The 15,498-nt window shown below is 71.7% G+C and carries 12 protein-coding genes and 1 pseudogene; 1 reads left to right on the top strand and 12 read right to left on the bottom strand.

Features of this window, described 5'->3' with window-relative positions; all coding sequences use genetic code 11:
* Positions 1–217: 217 nt before the first annotated feature.
* Together mycP and eccB are read right to left on the bottom strand one after the other, a co-directional pair.
* The gene (gene mycP, locus JGS22_RS23695; RefSeq protein ID WP_211040363.1) at positions 218–1,603 is read right to left on the bottom strand and encodes a type VII secretion-associated serine protease mycosin; all 1,386 of its coding nucleotides are present in this window, start codon (positions 1,601–1,603) and stop codon (positions 218–220) included.
* Positions 1,603–3,111, bottom strand: a complete 1,509-nt coding sequence (eccB, locus tag JGS22_RS23690; protein WP_211040362.1) for a type VII secretion protein EccB — start codon at positions 3,109–3,111, stop codon at positions 1,603–1,605. Before eccB ends, mycP begins: the two co-directional genes overlap by 1 nt.
* Before the next feature lie 325 nt (positions 3,112–3,436).
* Here eccB and JGS22_RS23685 point away from each other — a divergent pair.
* A pseudogene (locus tag JGS22_RS23685) lies at positions 3,437–3,718 on the top strand (type II toxin-antitoxin system VapC family toxin); the annotation flags it as partial.
* 29 nt (positions 3,719–3,747) lie between these two features.
* Here JGS22_RS23685 and JGS22_RS23680 read toward each other — a convergent pair.
* The 10 genes from JGS22_RS23680 to allB form a co-directional block, all read right to left on the bottom strand.
* Positions 3,748–4,527, bottom strand: a complete 780-nt coding sequence (locus JGS22_RS23680) for an exodeoxyribonuclease III (protein WP_211040361.1) — start codon at positions 4,525–4,527, stop codon at positions 3,748–3,750.
* Between the two features lie 317 nt (positions 4,528–4,844).
* Positions 4,845–5,489 (bottom strand): MBL fold metallo-hydrolase, encoded by a 645-nt coding sequence (locus JGS22_RS23675; RefSeq protein ID WP_211040376.1) that lies wholly within the window; start codon positions 5,487–5,489, stop codon positions 4,845–4,847.
* Between the two features lie 100 nt (positions 5,490–5,589).
* A complete protein-coding gene (pcaDC, locus tag JGS22_RS23670) occupies positions 5,590–6,939 on the bottom strand; it encodes a bifunctional 3-oxoadipate enol-lactonase/4-carboxymuconolactone decarboxylase PcaDC (RefSeq protein ID WP_308405897.1) in 1,350 nt (449 codons plus the stop codon).
* 202 nt (positions 6,940–7,141) lie between these two features.
* Complete coding sequence (locus JGS22_RS23665; RefSeq protein ID WP_211040359.1) at positions 7,142–7,732, bottom strand: hypothetical protein; 591 nt, start codon at positions 7,730–7,732, stop codon at positions 7,142–7,144.
* Complete coding sequence (locus JGS22_RS23660) at positions 7,729–8,886, bottom strand: ROK family glucokinase (RefSeq protein WP_211040358.1); 1,158 nt, start codon at positions 8,884–8,886, stop codon at positions 7,729–7,731. The genes JGS22_RS23665 and JGS22_RS23660 overlap by 4 nt, the downstream gene beginning before the upstream one ends.
* A gap of 15 nt (positions 8,887–8,901) precedes the next feature.
* Positions 8,902–9,873 carry an ATP-binding cassette domain-containing protein gene (locus tag JGS22_RS23655; protein ID WP_211040357.1) on the bottom strand — a complete coding sequence of 324 codons (972 nt, stop codon included), beginning with the start codon at positions 9,871–9,873 and terminating at the stop codon, positions 8,902–8,904.
* Positions 9,870–10,964 carry an ABC transporter permease gene (locus JGS22_RS23650; RefSeq protein WP_211040356.1) on the bottom strand — a complete coding sequence of 365 codons (1,095 nt, stop codon included), beginning with the start codon at positions 10,962–10,964 and terminating at the stop codon, positions 9,870–9,872. The genes JGS22_RS23655 and JGS22_RS23650 overlap by 4 nt, the downstream gene beginning before the upstream one ends.
* Positions 10,961–11,929 (bottom strand): sugar ABC transporter substrate-binding protein, encoded by a 969-nt coding sequence (locus tag JGS22_RS23645; protein ID WP_308405896.1) that lies wholly within the window; start codon positions 11,927–11,929, stop codon positions 10,961–10,963. Before JGS22_RS23645 ends, JGS22_RS23650 begins: the two co-directional genes overlap by 4 nt.
* A gap of 584 nt (positions 11,930–12,513) precedes the next feature.
* Positions 12,514–13,641, bottom strand: a complete 1,128-nt coding sequence (gene alc / locus JGS22_RS23640) for an allantoicase (RefSeq protein ID WP_211040354.1) — start codon at positions 13,639–13,641, stop codon at positions 12,514–12,516.
* Positions 13,638–14,963 carry an allantoinase AllB gene (gene allB / locus JGS22_RS23635; RefSeq protein ID WP_236074384.1) on the bottom strand — a complete coding sequence of 442 codons (1,326 nt, stop codon included), beginning with the start codon at positions 14,961–14,963 and terminating at the stop codon, positions 13,638–13,640. The genes alc and allB overlap by 4 nt, the downstream gene beginning before the upstream one ends.
* Between the last annotated feature and the right edge of the window lie 535 nt (positions 14,964–15,498).

The raw sequence follows: 15,498 nt of genomic DNA, 5'->3' as shown, positions 1-15,498 counted from the left end.
ATGACAGGTGAAGCAGTGAGCAGATGATTACAGCCATGTGCTCTGTGGTCTGCACCACACCAAAACCCCAGGTGGGCACGGCAGTTGACAGGCCGGCAGAAGCACGCGTGACGGGATATCCGCTTCTGTCCTGACAGATGGGGCACCGTCACAGACGGGGCGCCATCAGTGATGGCGCACCGAGTCGTTCCTCGCCCCGGGCGGGTCTCGTGGTGCGTCAGTTGTTTGGTGTTCGGCCGGTGGCGCTGCTGCCGGCGCGGTCGCGGAGGATGCGGGCGGCGGTGGCGATGAGGCCGACGAGGACGAGTACGGCGAGCAGGACGTACGTGGCCAGGCGTTCGTTGCGTTCGGCGTACGTCTCGTGGAGGTTGAGCGCCGCTGCCTCCGGCTTCTCGGCCTGCCGCACGCCCTCGCGCGCCACGGGGCGGTCGACGGGGCTGCTGTCCTCGGTCAGGGCCCGTACGGGGTCGACGACTCCCCAACCGATGTGCCGGTCGCGGCCGCTGACGGCGCGTTCGGCGGTCTGCTGGATCTGGGCGACGACCTGTTGGTGCGTCCAGGTCGGGTGCTTCTCGCGGATGAGGGCGGCGACGCCGGCGACGAACGGTGCGGCGAAGCTCGTTCCGTTGTCGACGCAGTGGCCGCCGAGGGGCACGGTGGAGACGACGTCGACGCCGGGTGCGGCGACTCCGACGAAGTCGCCGCGCTGGGAGAAGTACGCGCGCTCGTTGTTGCGGTCGGAGGCGGCGACGGCGAGGACACCCGGCAGCGCGGCGGGATAGGTGTTGACGGACTTGCCCGAGGCTCCGTCGTTGCCTGCCGAGGCGATGACCACGATGTCCCGGTCCAGTGCCCGTTGGACGGCGCCGGGCAGCTGCGAGTCCTCGTGCAACGGCCCCTTGGCGTCCTGGCTGATGTTGATGACGTGGGCCCCGGCAGCGATCGCGTGATCGATGGCTCGCACCAGGGAATCGACGTCGCCCTCGCCCTGCCCGTCGTTCTGGCGGATCGGGACGACAGTGGCTTCCGGTGCGAGGCCGGCGAAGCCCGTCTTGGCGCGCGGGCGGGCGGCGATGATGCCCGCGACCTTGGTGCCGTGACCGACGTTGTCGACGGTGGGACCGCGGGGCGTGCCCTTCGGCTCGTTCTTCCTGGGCTTGAGCAGGTCCTTGCCCGCTTTGCGGTCGACCGCTCCGGCCAGTTGCGGGTTCTTGGCGTCCACGCCGCTGTCGATGACCGCGACCCGAATGCCCTTCCCTCTGGATTCCTGCCAGAGACGGTCGAGTTGGACGCGTTGCAGCGGCCAGGGGCGGCCGGGAAACGGCTTGCCGCCGAAGCGGCACTCCCCCGCGTCGCTGAGCGCCAGCGGCGCCGGGTGCGGGCCGCCAGTGCGTTCTCCGGCGGCGTCGTACCCGGGCGGGACGGCGGCGTGCCCGGGCGGGACGGCGTCGTGCCCCGCGGCGGCGTCGGGCCCGCTGGACAGGGCGGGCTGCTGGTGCCCGGAGGTGGCGTGGGCAGCGGCTGCGGGGGTTGCCGGTGCGGCGGCGGGGACGGCCAGTACGAGGCCGGCCAGGGCCAGCGGCGCGCAGGTTCGCCTGCGCATCAGGAGCCCTGGGGCAGTCGGGCGCCGCTGACGTCCAGCCGCGGTCCGGTCGGCAGGAACTGGGCCCACTCGATCGGCACCGGGAGCGGCTTGACGTTCTGGTAACCCAGCCGCATCTGGGCCTCGTTGACCTGCTCCTGCTCCTTGCCGTCCTTCTTGGAACCGTCCGGATCGCCGTCCGTGCTGCTGTCGTTGTTGGACTGGACGGCGTACCGCAGACCGGTGTCGGTCAGCAGGAAGGTGCCGCCGGTGCCGGTGTCGCTGCCCTGGAACTGACGGAAGAGCATGCCGGCGCCGGGTGTGACGTAGGCGCTGGTGGAGCGGTCGGAGATGGTGCGCGGATAGTCCTTGGCGGCCCAGGTGGAACGGGTCGTGGTGCCCTTGGAGCCGTCGACGTCGCGCAGCACGCTGCACAGCGTCTGCCGCTCTCCGCGGTTGATCTGCTCGGTTCGGTGGACCGGCCAGTCCTTGTCGGCGGTCGGGCTGAGCGTCCGGGAGACGGGTGTGATCGACTGCGGGTTCACTTCGTACGGCTTGGCCCGCTGGCGGAGTTCGGCCGTGGCGGGGTGGTACAGGACCATGAACGCGGAGAAGTCCGTGACCGGTACGACCCGGCCCTGCTCGACGAGGTAGTGCTCGTAGCCGTCCGCGGTACGGGCGCGCAGGACCATGCCGATCCGGTTGGCGCTCTCGTCCAGGCCCTCGACGCCTGCCGGTGCGCCGATGGGGCCGCGCAGTTCGGGGAAGACCAGCGGGTCGCCGGTCGGCAACGTGGCCAGCCAATTCCTGTCGACCGGCTGCGGGGTGCCGTTGGTCACCGCGCGGTTGAGCAACTCCCGCTGGCGGTCCTTGAGTTGGTACTTCTTGCCCTTGGGGTCGACAAGGTACTCGGCGCGGCTGCCGCGCTCGCGCACGTACATGACGTCGCCGCCGCGCAGCCGGTTCTTCCCCTCCACCGCGTCGTGCTCGTGGTCGCCGAGCACGAAGGCGGCCTGTCCGGGAGTGCGTCCCACGCCGCCGGGCTTCTCGCACACGGCCCAGCGCATGGCGCGGCCGGCCTCCTTCTCGTCCGGCAGCCGGTCCGGTGCGTACGGGATGCCGACGGTCGGCCCGTGCGGTATTCGACCGCTGTCGAGCTCCTTCTCCGCGACCTTGACGATCTCGAAGGAGTCGGAGGTCAGCAGCAGTTTGGCGGAGGCGAGGTTGAGCACGGGGTGCAGTTGCACCTTGCCGTCGGTCTCCAGGACGACGTACCGGGTGGTGGAGTCGCTGCCGATGATGACGTTCTTCTTGGGTGTGTCCCAGTCCTTGGGCGCCAGCGGTTTGAACATTCCCCAGGCGCCGAAGCCGACCAGCAGCAGCGCACCGACGATCAGCCCGGGCAGAAACCCGCGGATCGGCTTCGGTGCGCCCTCGTCGCTCCCGGAGGGCGAGGGTTGCAGGAACGCGGCGACGGTGCGCTTCTTCTCGAAGGTGTACGCGTTCAGCTCATCGCGCCTGGATGCCATCGGCTGGTCTGCTCCCCCTGGGCTGCCCGGTGTCCGGTGCCCGGTCCACGGTCCTCACCTGCGCACGACGGGCAGGTGTACGAATTCCCCGCCGGACATTGTGCCTCTCGGCTACCGGAGCAACACACTCGGGTGTCCCCAACCCGTCGCGCCCGCAGGGTCGTTGGCGGGCAGCGTGCCGCGCAGCGGGACTTCCGCGCCCGCCTGGCACGGCCGCGCGGGCGTGGAACGGCACGGAAGGTGGCGGCGAGGACGTGGCACCGTCCGAGGACGAACAGTCCGGCTGCGCCACCTCTGCAGGAGCAGACTTGGTCCAGGAGTTGGTCCGGCCGTGTACGTGAGCGCGGTGTCCCTCTGGGAGATCGCGATCAAGCAGTCCTTGGGCAAGCTCGGCGAGCCCGAGGACCTGGCCGAGAGGGTGCGGGACAGCCGGTTCAGCCCGCTGCCGGCGACCGCCGGCCACGGGGTTCGGGCCGGGCGGCTGCCCGCGCACCACCGGGGCCCGTTCGACCGCCTGCTGGTCGCTCAGGCACAGATCGAGGGCATGACCCTGGTGACACGCGACAAGTACATCCCGCAGTACGACGTACGGGTCCTGCCCGTCTGAGTCGCCCTCGCTCCGGCGGTGCTCGTGCCCTACAGCTCCAGATCGGCGACGACCGGGGCGTGGTCGGAGGGGGATTTGCCCTTGCGGGCCTCGCGGTCGACGAAGGAGTCGGTGACGGCTGCGGCGAAGGCGGGGTTGGCGTAGATGTGGTCGATGCGCATACCGCGGTTCTTGGGGAAGTTGAGCTGGCGGTAGTCCCAGAAGGTGAAGGCGACGTCGTACTTCAACGCTCTGGGGCTCAGCTCGGTCAAGCCGGTGGCGGCCAGCGCGGTCAGGGCGTCGCGCTCGGGCCCGGTGACGTGTGTGGAGTTCTCGAAGAGGGAGATGTCCCAGACGTCCTCGTCCTTCGGCGCGACGTTGAAGTCGCCGAGGATCGCGTACGGGGTGTCGCCGCCGGCATCGCGGGCTGCGGTGTCGCGCAGGGCGGCCAACCACCGCAGCTTGTACTGGTAGTGGGCGTGCTCCGGGTCGCGGCCGTTGGGCACGTAGACCGACCAGACGCGCACGCCGCCGCAGGTGGCGGCGACCGCACGGGGCTCCAGAACGCCCTCGAACTCCGGGGCGTCCGGCAGCGCGGTGACGGGGTCGGTGAGACCGACGCGGGAGAGGACGGCGACGCCGTTCCAGCGGCCGGTCGCGGTGAACGCGGCCTCGTAACCGGCGTCCGCGAGCGCCTGGGCGGGGAACTGCTCGGCGGTGCACTTGAGCTCCTGAAGGCACAGGACGTCCGTCCCGCTGGACTTCAGCCAGTCCAGCAGCCGCTCGAGTCGCGTGTTGATGCCGTTGACGTTCCAGGTGGCGATTCGCATGGGGAGAACCTATCGCCCACCTCTGACACTCCGCCGCCGGTCCCACGCGGGTCCACGCGCGCGGGCGTCGCGGACAGAGCGGGGGCGCTCGGGCGGGACGACGGTGCGACGCGGGCGGGACGGAGGCGGGCGCGTACACCGAGCCGACGCCGGTCGTACGGAGCGCATGTCGTACGCGGCGCCCGTCGTGCCCGGCGCCAGTCGTACGGAGCGCGTGTCGTACGGAGCGCTCGCGTACGGTCCGTACGCGGCGCCCGTCGTGCCCGGCGCGGACACGCGCGCGGGAGGCGCGGCGCCGGGGAGCGGGCCCGCAGGGCTCAGAGCGTCGTGGACTCGCCGGGCAGCAGCCGGGCGTGGTCGGCGCCGCCGAGGCCGGGGCCGGTGGGGCCGAGCATCCGCTCGTAGATCGGGAAGGCGTTGTCGGCGAGCAGGCCGTCGTGGATGTCGTACGCGCGGCGCGGCGCCAACTCCCGTACGTAGTCGACGATTTCGGAGAACTTGCTCCAGGGCGCCTGGAGCGGCAGCAGCAGTGTCTCCACCGGGGCGTCCGGCACGGTGAGTGCGTCGCCGGGGTGGAAGACGCTCTCGTCGATCAGATAGCCGACGTTGGTGACGCGCGGGATGTCGGGGTGGATGACGGCGTGCAGTTCGCCGTGGACCGCGACGCGGAAGCCGGCCGCTTCGAAGGTGTCGCCGTGGCCGACGGTGTGGACCCGGCCGGGGAAGGCGGGCGCGAGCTGCGTGGCGACGCTGCGCAGCGTCCACAGCTCGACGGAGCGGTCCGCCTCCAGCGCCGCGCGCAGCCGGCCCTCGTCGAAGTGGTCGGGGTGCTCGTGGGTGACGAGCAGTGCGGTGGCGCCCTGCGCCGCGTCGTCCTCGCTGAACCCGCCCGGGTCGATGACCAGGGCGCGGCCGTCCCGCTCCAGCCGGACGCTGGAGTGGCCCTGTTTGGTGAGCCTCAGCGGCGGACGGTCGGCGGCGGAGCGGGAGGAGGACGCGGCGGCGGACGTCGCCGGGGGCACGGAGGCGGACGGTGGGGAGCTGGCCATGTCCGCCATTGTGCTACTCCTCCGGGGTCGTCTCCTCCCGCACGACGCGCTGGGCGACGCGGAAGGCGGCGTCGGCGGCCGGCAGCCCGCAGTAGACCGCGGTGTGCAGCAGCACTTCGCGGATCTCGGCGGGGGTGAGGCCGTTGCGCAGTGCGCCGCGCACCTGGTCGGCGAGGGCGTCCAGCTGCCCGGTCGCGGTGAGGATGCCGAGCGTGGCGACCGAGCGGGTACGGCGGTCGATGCCGGTCCGCGACCAGGCCTCGCCCCACTCGACGCGGGTCAGGAAGCTCTGGAAGTCGGCGGTGAAGTCGTCGGTCTCGGCGGCGATGCGGTCCACGTGGCCGTCGCCGAGCACCTCGCGGCGCAGTCTGGTGCCGGCCTCCACCGCGTCGGCGCGGCCCGCGGTCCCGGTGCCCGCGGTGAGCTCGCCGACGGCCCATCCGAGCGGTGAGGAGACGGGTTCGGCGATCGGCGCGACGGCAGCCGGCGCGGGCACATGGTTGGGCCTCGTCGGCAGCACGCTCTGGGAGCCGGTCTGCTGGCCGCCGTCCGGCTGGTCCTGCCAGGCGGTCTCGAAGTGCTGGATGAGCAACTCGGTGACCTCGCCCGGGCGTTCGACCGGGGTGAGGTGCGCGGCGCCGGGGATCATCGCCAGTCGGGCGTCGGGGATGCCGGCGACCAGCGCGCGGGCGTCGGCGGGCGGTGCGAGCTGGTCCTCGGCGCCGCACACCACGAGCGTCGGGATGCCGATGCGCGGCAGCACATCGCGTACGTCGAAGGCGGCGTTGGCCTCGCAGGCGGCGATGTAGCAGCCGGGGTCGGTGGTGCGCACCATCTGCACGGACCACTCGGCGATGGCGTTCTGCGCGCCGATGAAGTCGCCGGTGAACCAGCGGTCGGGGGTGGTCCGGGCGACGGGGTCGAGCCCGTTGGTGCGGATGACGACGCCGCGCTGGCGCCATTCGTCGGCGGTGCCCTGGCGCGGTGAGGAGGAGATGAGCGCGAGGGTGGTCAGCCGTTGCGGCTGGGTGAGGGCGAGCTGCGCGCCGATGGCTCCGCCGATGCCGCAGCCCGCGTACCCGAAGCGGCCCTCCCCCGCGTTGTCCAGGGTGACCAGCAGGCGTTCGGCGAGGTCCGCGACGGAGGCGGCGGGGTGTGCGGGGGCTCCCCCGTGGCCGGGGAGGTCGAAGCGCAGTACGCGCCACTCCCGCGTCAGCTCCGGTATTTGGCGGTCCCACATGTGCCAGGTCGCACCGAGCGCGGGCCCGAGGACCAGCAGCGGCGCTCCTGCCGGGCCGTCGATGCGGTACTGCAGTGCTCTGGCCGTCGCCGTCGCCGGCTGCTCGGTCCGCTGCTGGGGCACCGGGCGGCTCACCGCCCTTGCCGCCGACGGGTTCGCGCTCTCGCTGCTCTCACTCACGTGGGACACGCTACCCAGTGCTACCGCCGGTACAGAACCCGGGCGGCCCCGGAGAACGCCTCCGGCGCCGGTACGCTCCGGCGGAACGGGTGCCGACGGACGGCGAAGCACGACGTGAGAGGCGGCTTCGGGCGGATGCCGCGGATCAGAACTCGGCGGTGGAGACGACGTACACCTGTGGGCGCTCGGGCCGGGAGAGGTCGACGGTGATCCTGAGATCGGGCCGGTTGCCGGGGTTGCGGACGGTGGTGCCGAGGAACTCCGTACCGGACTGACGCAGGTCCCAACCCACCACGTCCGCCTGCCCGTGGCTGACCGCCGACCCCTCGGTCAGCTCCCCGCGGCCGGAGCCGTGGGCGGCGAGGAAGGCGTTCAGCTTCTGGGGCGAGGTGCGGAACTGCGTGTACAGGGAGCTCTTCTGCCAGCTGTTGGTCTCGAAGTACGCGACGTAGGTGGAGCGGCTGGGGATCGGCACCTCGTAGATGCGGCGGGTGACCTTGCTCGGCCACTCCCACACCAGGCTGGTCGCCGAGGCGACCTGTTCCTTGTCCTTGCCGCTGTCCCGGCTCTGGAACCCCGAAAGGACGAGATAGCCCGCCGGCACGGCGACCAGCAGGACCGCGATCACGGCGGTGACGGCCCGGCGGAAGGTGAGCCGGGGCCGCCCCGAGGCCTCGGGGTCGGGCTGCTTGCCGGTGGGCGGCGGCTCGACCTCGTCGGTGGTGCCGGTCGTCACCTGCTCACCATCCGGGTGCGGGGCGCCAGGCCGAGCTGGGCGGCGGCGCGCTCGTACCGCTCGTAGCGCTCCAGCCGGCGGCGGTTGGCGCGGCGGAAGCGGCGGGCTACGAGCCGGGCGAGGTCGGCGGCGCCCACCATGCCTGCCTCCGGACCGAGTTGGGCGCGTACGACGCGGGCCTCGGGGCGGTAGCCGCGGCCGGTGAGGTGGCGGCGGTACGCCTCGGTGGCGGGGCCGATCAGCAGGTCGTCGGCGGCGCTGACGCCACCGCCGATGACGAAGCAGGACGGGTCGAGGGCGGCGGCGAGATTGGCGATGCCGATGCCGAGCCACTGTCCGATGTCCTGGAGGAGCTCGACGCACATCGCGTCGCCCTCGCGGGCCAGCTCGGTGATGAGCGGGCCGGTGATGTCGGAGACGGTGCCGCCGACGCGGTCGATGATGTTGTACGCGACCGGGGAGTCCGCGGCGGCCAGCTCGCGGGCCTCGCGGACCAGGGCGTTGCCGGAGCTGTACTGCTCCCAGCAGCCGCGGTTGCCGCAGGGGCAGCGGTGGCCGCCGGGCACCACCTGCATGTGCCCGAACTCGCCGGCGACCCCGTACTTGCCGCGCTTGACCTTGCCGTCCTCCAGGATCGCGCCGCCGATGCCGGTGCCCAGCGTGATCATCACGAGGTGGTCCTCGTCCTTGCCGGCGCCGAAGCGCCACTCGCCCCAGGCGGCGGCGTTGGCGTCGTTGTCGATCAGGACGGGAACGGCGAGTCTGGCCTGGAGCGACTCGCGCAGCGGCTCGTCGCGCCAGGACAGGTGCGGTGCGAACAGGATGCGGGAGCGCTCGGCGTCCACCCAGCCCGCGGCCCCGATGCCGACCGCGTGCACGTCGTGCCGGTCGGAGAGGTCGAGCACCAGCTCGGTGATGGTGTCCTCGACGACCTTGGGGCTCTTGGACTTGTCCGGCGTCTCGGCCCGGAGCTTCTCCAGGATGGTGCCGTCCGCGTCCACGACGCCCGCCATCACCTTGGTCCCGCCGATGTCGATACCGACGGTCGGGACACGGGGCGCGGACAGATGTGAGCGCCGCTCCCTGGTGGAGACGGTGCGCAGCACGGTGGCGCGGGCAGCCGGCTCGGAGCTGCGATCACGGTGCGTACTCATCGACTCGATTGTGCCTTACGCGGCGCTGCCCGGGGGCGGCGGAGCCGGAGACCGTTCCAGCTCGTGACTGAGCTCGTCCAGCTCGCTGCCGCCGGCCATCTCCCGGGTGAGCCGGTCGAGGGTGATCGACTCCTTGGCGTGTGAACCGGCCATCTCGCCGCGCTTGAGCAGTACGAAACGGTCGCCGACCAGGTAGGCGTGGTGCGGGTTGTGGGTGATCAGCACGACGCCGATGCCCTCGTCCCGGGCGGCGGCGACGTACTTGAGCACGACCCCGGACTGTTTGACGCCGAGCGCCGCGGTCGGCTCGTCCAGCACCAGGACGCGGGCGCCGAAGTGCACGGCGCGGGCGATGGCCACGCACTGGCGCTCGCCGCCGGAGAGCGTGCCGATCGGCTGGTCCACGTCCCGCAGGTCGATGCCCATGCGCAGCAGTGCGCGGCGGGTGGTGCGGCGCATCTCGGCCACGTCCAGGCGGCGCAGCGGGCCGCGGCCGACGCGGGGTTCGGAGCCGAGGAAGAAGTTCCGCCAGACCGGCATCAGCGGGACGACGGCGAGGTCCTGGTAGACGGTGGCGATGCCGCGGTCGAGGGCTTCGCGCGGGGAGCCGAGGCGGGCCGGTTCGCCGTCGATGGTGTAGGTGCCGGAGTCGTGGGGGTGGAGTCCGGCGATGATCTTGATGAGGGTGGACTTGCCGGCGCCGTTGTCGCCCAGCACGCAGCTGACGGAGCCGGCGTGCACGTCCAGCGACACCTCGCTGAGCGCGGCGACGTTGCCGTAGGACTTGGTGACCTGCTCCAGCCGGAGCAGCGGGGCGTCGGCGGCCGACTGCTCGGCGGCGGCGTCGGTTTCGGTCGCAGTCCCTGTGTCGGCCCCGGTGTCGGCTCCGGTGGCGGTCCCGGTGTCGGCTCCGGTGGCGGTCCCGGCGTCCTCGGCCGGGTGGGCGCCCTGTTCGGGACGGGCGCTCTCGGGCTGTTCGTCGGTCATCGGGTGGCCTCCGCGCGCTTGCGAATCCAGGCGTTGAGCAGCGCCGCGAGCAGCAGCATGGCGCCCAGGAAGAACTTGAACCAGTCCGGGTCCCACTGGGCGTACACGATGCCCTTGCTGGCGATACCGAAGATCAGCGCGCCGATCGCGGCACCGGCGGCGGACCCGTAGCCGCCGGTGAGCAGGCAGCCGCCGATGACGGCAGCGGCGATGTAGATCAGCTCGTTGCCCACGCCTTCGCCGGACTGGACGACGTCGTAGCTGAAGAGCAGGTGCTGGCCGAGCACCCAGGCGCAGAAGGCGACACCGGCGTACAGGCCGATCTTGGTCGCCCTGACCGGAACGCCCACCGCCCTGGCCGCCTCGGAGTTGCCGCCGGCCGCGAAGATCCAGTTTCCGGCGCGGGTGCGCAGCAGGACCCAGGTGGCGACGGCGACCAGTCCGAGCCACCACAGCACGGTGACCCGCAGATTGAAGCCGCCGATCTGGAAGGAGGAGGCGAACACCTTCTCGGCCTCCGGGAAGCCCTCCATGTCGCCGATGGACTTGGTGGAGACGGTGCCCGAGATCAGCTTGGTGAGGCCGAGGTTGAGTCCGGTCAGCATCAGGAAGGTGCCGAGGGTGATGATGAAGCTCGGCAGCCCGGTACGGGTGAGCATCCAGCCGTTGAAGACGCCGACGGCCAGCGTGACCAGCAGCGACATGCCGATGCCGACCCACACGTTGGCGGTCATCTGGTAGCTGAACATCGACGAGACCAGCGCCGAGGTGGTGACCAGCACACCGGCCGAGAGGTCGAACTCGCCCCCGATCATCAGCAGCGCCACGGCGACCGCCACGATGCCGATCGTGGAGGAGGCGTAGAGCACCGTCGAGAGGCTGCTCGCCTTGAGGAAGGTGTCCGCGGCCACGGCGAAGAAGACGAAGACCGCGACCGCGCCGACCAGGGATCCCAGCTCGGGGCGGCTGAGCAGGCGCCGGGGCAGGGAGCGTACGTGCGGCGGCTCGGCGCCGGCCGCCGGGTCCTCCTCGGCGGTGGCGGCGGAACCGGTGGCGGCTGAGCTCTCGGGGGCGGCTGGGCTGTGGCTCATCGGGTGCCCCTGCCGGTGTACTCCTCCAGCGCGTCGGCGTCTTCGCCGGTCAGCACCTGCGGGCCGGTGAGCACCGGCTGGCCGCCGCCGAGCATCGTGGAGTTGTAGAGGTAGAGCCAGAGCAGGTCGACGGCCTGGTACCCCTGGAGGTAGGGCTGCTGGTCGACGGCGAAGGTGATCGACTCGTCCTGGAGCCCGCTGACGACCTTCTCGTTGAGGTCGAAGGTGCTGATCTGGGCGTCGCTGCCGGCCTGGTCCGCCGCCTTGGCCGCGGTGCCGGCGAAGGGCGCGCCGAGGGTGACCACGGAGTCGATGTCGGGGTCGGACTGGAGCTTGGACTCCAGCGAGGACTCGACGGAGGGCATGTTGGTGCCCTCGACGTAGAGGTTCTCGATCTTGCCGTCGAACTTCTCGCGGACGCCGTCGCACCGCTCCTCGTGCCCGACGTTGCCCTGCTCGTGCAGAACGCAGACCGCCTTCTTGCGGTCGCGCTCGTTCAGCTCCTCGCCGACCGCCTCCCCCGCGGTGACCTCGTCCTGGCCGATGTGCGCGAGCGCGCCGAAGCTCTTGGACTTGTCCTGACCGGAGTTGATGGTGAGGACCGGGATTCCGGACTTCACCGCCTTGGCGACCACGGTCTTCATCGCGGCCGGCTTCGCGAGGGAGACGACGATGCCGTCGACTTCCTGGTCGATGGCGGCCTGGACGAGCTGGGCCTGCTTGCCGGCCTCCTTGTCGTGCGAGTAGAGGAACTCGATGTTGTCCTTGACCGCCGCCTGTTCGGCGCCGCTCTGCACGATGTCCCAGAAGGTGTCGCCGTCGCCGGAGTGGGTGATCATGGCGACCTTCCAGCGCGGTGTGTCCACCGCGGACTTGCCGCCCGCACCCTTGGCCCGCTCCTCCTCGGCGCGCTTGCCACCGGTGCTGCTGCACGAGGTCAGGGCGAGGGAGAGCACCACGCCCACGGCGAGTACCGCGGCCCTGCCGCGCCCCGTCCGGGTCGCGGCTCCTTCTCCGTACGCCCGGCCGGATGCGTTCGAACGCACCGGCCCACGACTGCGAAACGTCTTCACGCTGGCCACTGGCTCCTGCCCCTCGTACTGATCGTGTCGCCTCACCTGCGGACTCCACCGCGGGGCCGGCCGGACAAGTATCCGCCACTGTGCCGGGAGGGTGACACCTGGGTGAAGGGGGCGGGCGCGGCCGGGGCCCTCCCCTTCACCAAACCCACGCACCGCGCGCGCGGTTGGTACCGTTCGCGGCTTTCTGCGACGACCGCCGCACCGCCACGGAAGGGGCGGCGTGCGGCGGTCGGCGCGGATGCGGACGCGACACGGGCGCGCGAAACCGGCCCACGCCGTCGGGCGCGGGCCGGTCTCGTCGGTCGCATCGGCGCGGGCGGTCCCGCGTCGGCGGGGCGCGTCGGCGCGCGCCGGTCGCGTGCCGGTCGCGTGCCGCGGACGGCAGGGACGTCACGTGGGCCGATCGGTCGGCCCGGCGAGCCGGTCGGCCGGGCTGCACGAGCCGTCGGCCGGTTCGGGTGGGCCGGTCAGCCGCCGAGTTCCCGGTGGCGGGCGGCGAGTGCCGCGGCGCCCTGCTCGGTCAGCGAGCCGAAGAGCCGCAGTCGGGAGATGCCGCCGTCGGGAAAGATGTCGATCCGTATCTGCGTCACCGCGGGCACGTCCGAGAGGACGAAGCGGTGCACGGTGTCCGGCTGGAGGCGGGTGCGCGGCAGCAGTTCGTGCCACTGGCCGTCCTCGCCGTCCCGGCCGACGAGCGCCGCCCAGCCGGCGGAGTTGCCCTTGAGGTAGGCGGTGTCGATCTCCACCGCGCGGATGTCGCTCTGCCCGGTGAGCGCGTAGTGGATCCAGTCGTTGCCCTTGTCGCGGCGGCGGCGGGTCTCCCAGCCGTCGTCCATCTTCTGCGACCGGCCGGGCTGGATGGTGTGGTCGGCCGGGGAGTAGAAGCGGTCCGAGGCGTCCAGGACCGCGCCGCCGTTCTCCAGTGCCACGGTGTCGAAGGCGCCGAGCGCGGCGAGCCAGGACGGGTCGGGGACGACCTCGCCGTGGACCCGCAGCCGGGCGATGCCGCCGTCAGGATGCTGCTTGAGCCGCAGGTGGGTGAAGCGCCGCGGTGCGTCGACCGCGAAACCGTTCGCCGCGTGGCCGCCGACTGCCGTACGGGGTACGAGAGTTGTCCACTCGACCCGCTCGTCGAGCAGGTCCTCCGGGGAGGCGGAGAGCGGGGCGCTGGTGGCCTCGACGGAGACGGCCTGCGGGTAGTTGCCGCGGAAGTGCGCCGTGTCGACGACGATGCCGTGGATGACACCCGGTGTGCCCAGGCGCACCAGCGCCCAGTCGTGGTCCTCGTCGACGGGGTGCGGGGTCTCGGCGCCGGTGCCGCGCCGGCGGCGGGTCTCCCAGCCGTCCATGATCTTGCCCTTGTGCCCGAACAGGCTGGGGTCGAAGACGGCCCGGCCGGGCAGCAGCAGATTCTCCCGCTGGGCGAAGAACTCGTCGTTGGCGGCGATCACCCCGCCGCCGAGCCTGCGGTCGGCAAGGTCGACGTGGTGGGCGAAGGCGAACTCCTCGCTGCGGTAGTCGGCGTACGGGTCGCCGCCTCCGTAGGGGTTGGCGTCGCCGGTGAAGCGGGTGGGTGCGGGGCTTGCCGCGGTCATGCGGAGTTCCTTTCGATGAGTCGGCCGCTTCGCCCGATGGCGCGGCCGTGGTCGGTGATCCGCTGTCCGCGCAGCCAGCTGGACCGTACGACTCCGTGCAGGGTGCGGCCCGCGTAGGCGGTGACGCGGTTGCGGTGGTGGAGCTGCTCCGGGTCGACGGTGAACGTCTCCTCCGGGGCGAGTACGGCGAAGTCGGCATCCATGCCGGGGGCGATGGCTCCCTTGGCCGTGAGCCCGGCGAGGGCCGCGGGGGCGGTGGACATCCAGCGGACGACGTCCGCCAGGTCGTGGCCGCGGTCGCGCGCCGCGGTCCAGACGACGGGCAGGCCGAGCTGGAGGGAGGAGATCCCTCCCCACGCCTGACCGAAGTCGGCGGTCTTGAGCTCGGCCGTGCAGGGTGAGTGGTCGGAGACGACGCAGTCGACGGTGCCGTCGGCGAGCGCGGCCCACAGGGCGTCCTGGTTGGCCTGCTCGCGGATGGGCGGGCAGCACTTGAACTCGGTCGCCCCGTCGGGGACTTCCTCCGCGGTGAGGGTCAGGAAGTGCGGGCACGTCTCGACCGTGATCCGCACGCCCTCGCGGCGGGCCTCGGCCAGCAGCGGCAGCGCGTCCGAGGAGGAGAGGTGCAGCACGTGGACGCGGGCGTCCAATTCGCGGGCGAGGTCGACGAGTCGGGCGATGGCCTCGTTCTCCGCGGCGCGGGGGCGGGAGGCGAGGAAGCCGGCGTACGCGCCGCCGCTCGCCGCGGGCGCCTCGGCGAGGTGGTGCGGGTCCTCGGCGTGCACGATCAGCAGGCCGTCGAAGCCCGCGATCTCGGTGAGCGCCGCGCGCAGTTGTGCGGCGTCGAGCTCGGGGAACTCCTCCACGCCGGACGGCGAGAGGAAGCACTTGAAGCCGAACACCCCGGCCTCGTGCAGGGCGCGCAGCTCCCCGACGTTGCCGGGGATCGCGCCGCCCCAGAACCCGGTGTCCACATGGGCCTTGTCCTCCGCCACCGCACGTTTGACGTCCAGATGTTCCGAAGTGGTGGTCGGCGGCAGGCTGTTGAGGGGCATGTCGAGCAGCGTGGTGATGCCGCCCGCGGCTGCTGCCCTGGTGGCCGTCCAGAACCCCTCCCACTCGGTCCTGCCCGGGTCGTTCACATGGACGTGGGTGTCGACGAGGCCGGGCAGCAGGGCGTCCTCGCCGCAGTCGACCAGCTGCGGACCGTCCGGGTGCGGGGTGTCGTACGGCAGTACGGCGTCGATGCGTCCCTCCCGCACGGCGACGACCGCCGGGCGGATGCCCTCGGGGGTGACGACCCGGCGGGAGCGGAACAGCAGTTCCGCCTCACCGGGGTCGGCGGACTTCTGCGGGTGTCGCGGGGACTGTGCGTGCCGCGGTGGCTCTGCGGACAACCCGACCCTCCTCCAGATACGTTGGGGCGAAAACGCCACGAACACGGATGAAACGCATTGAACGCCATGAACACGGTGAACACGGTGAATATCGCGAACGTCGCGAACATCGCGAACATCGCGAACATCGCGAACGTCCGTAGATGTTGCGAACGTGACGGACATGGTGCGCCGGCGGGCCGGCGGTTGCGCGGGCGATGCGGCGGCGGTTCGAGAACGTGCAGCTGACGGAGCGGGCCGCACGGGCGCCACCGCAGCACTGGCGAGTTCCACAGTACGGAAATTCAACGTTCTGTTGAAGAATCCCCCCTCGGTAGGTCTTCCGTCAAGGGGTGGGCTCCCCTCCCCGACTTCCACGATCCGGAGTTTGTAGGTTTTCACCAACCGAAATGGATGTTCCGTACCGCAGAATGGAGGACTTGCCGACCGCTCCCCGTCCACCCGGCCGACCACCCGGAAG

It is taken from the genome of Streptomyces tardus (assembly GCF_018101125.2).
Lineage (GTDB): Bacteria > Actinomycetota > Actinomycetes > Streptomycetales > Streptomycetaceae > Streptomyces > Streptomyces tardus.
This window is presented reverse-complemented; position numbering and strand designations above follow the sequence as displayed.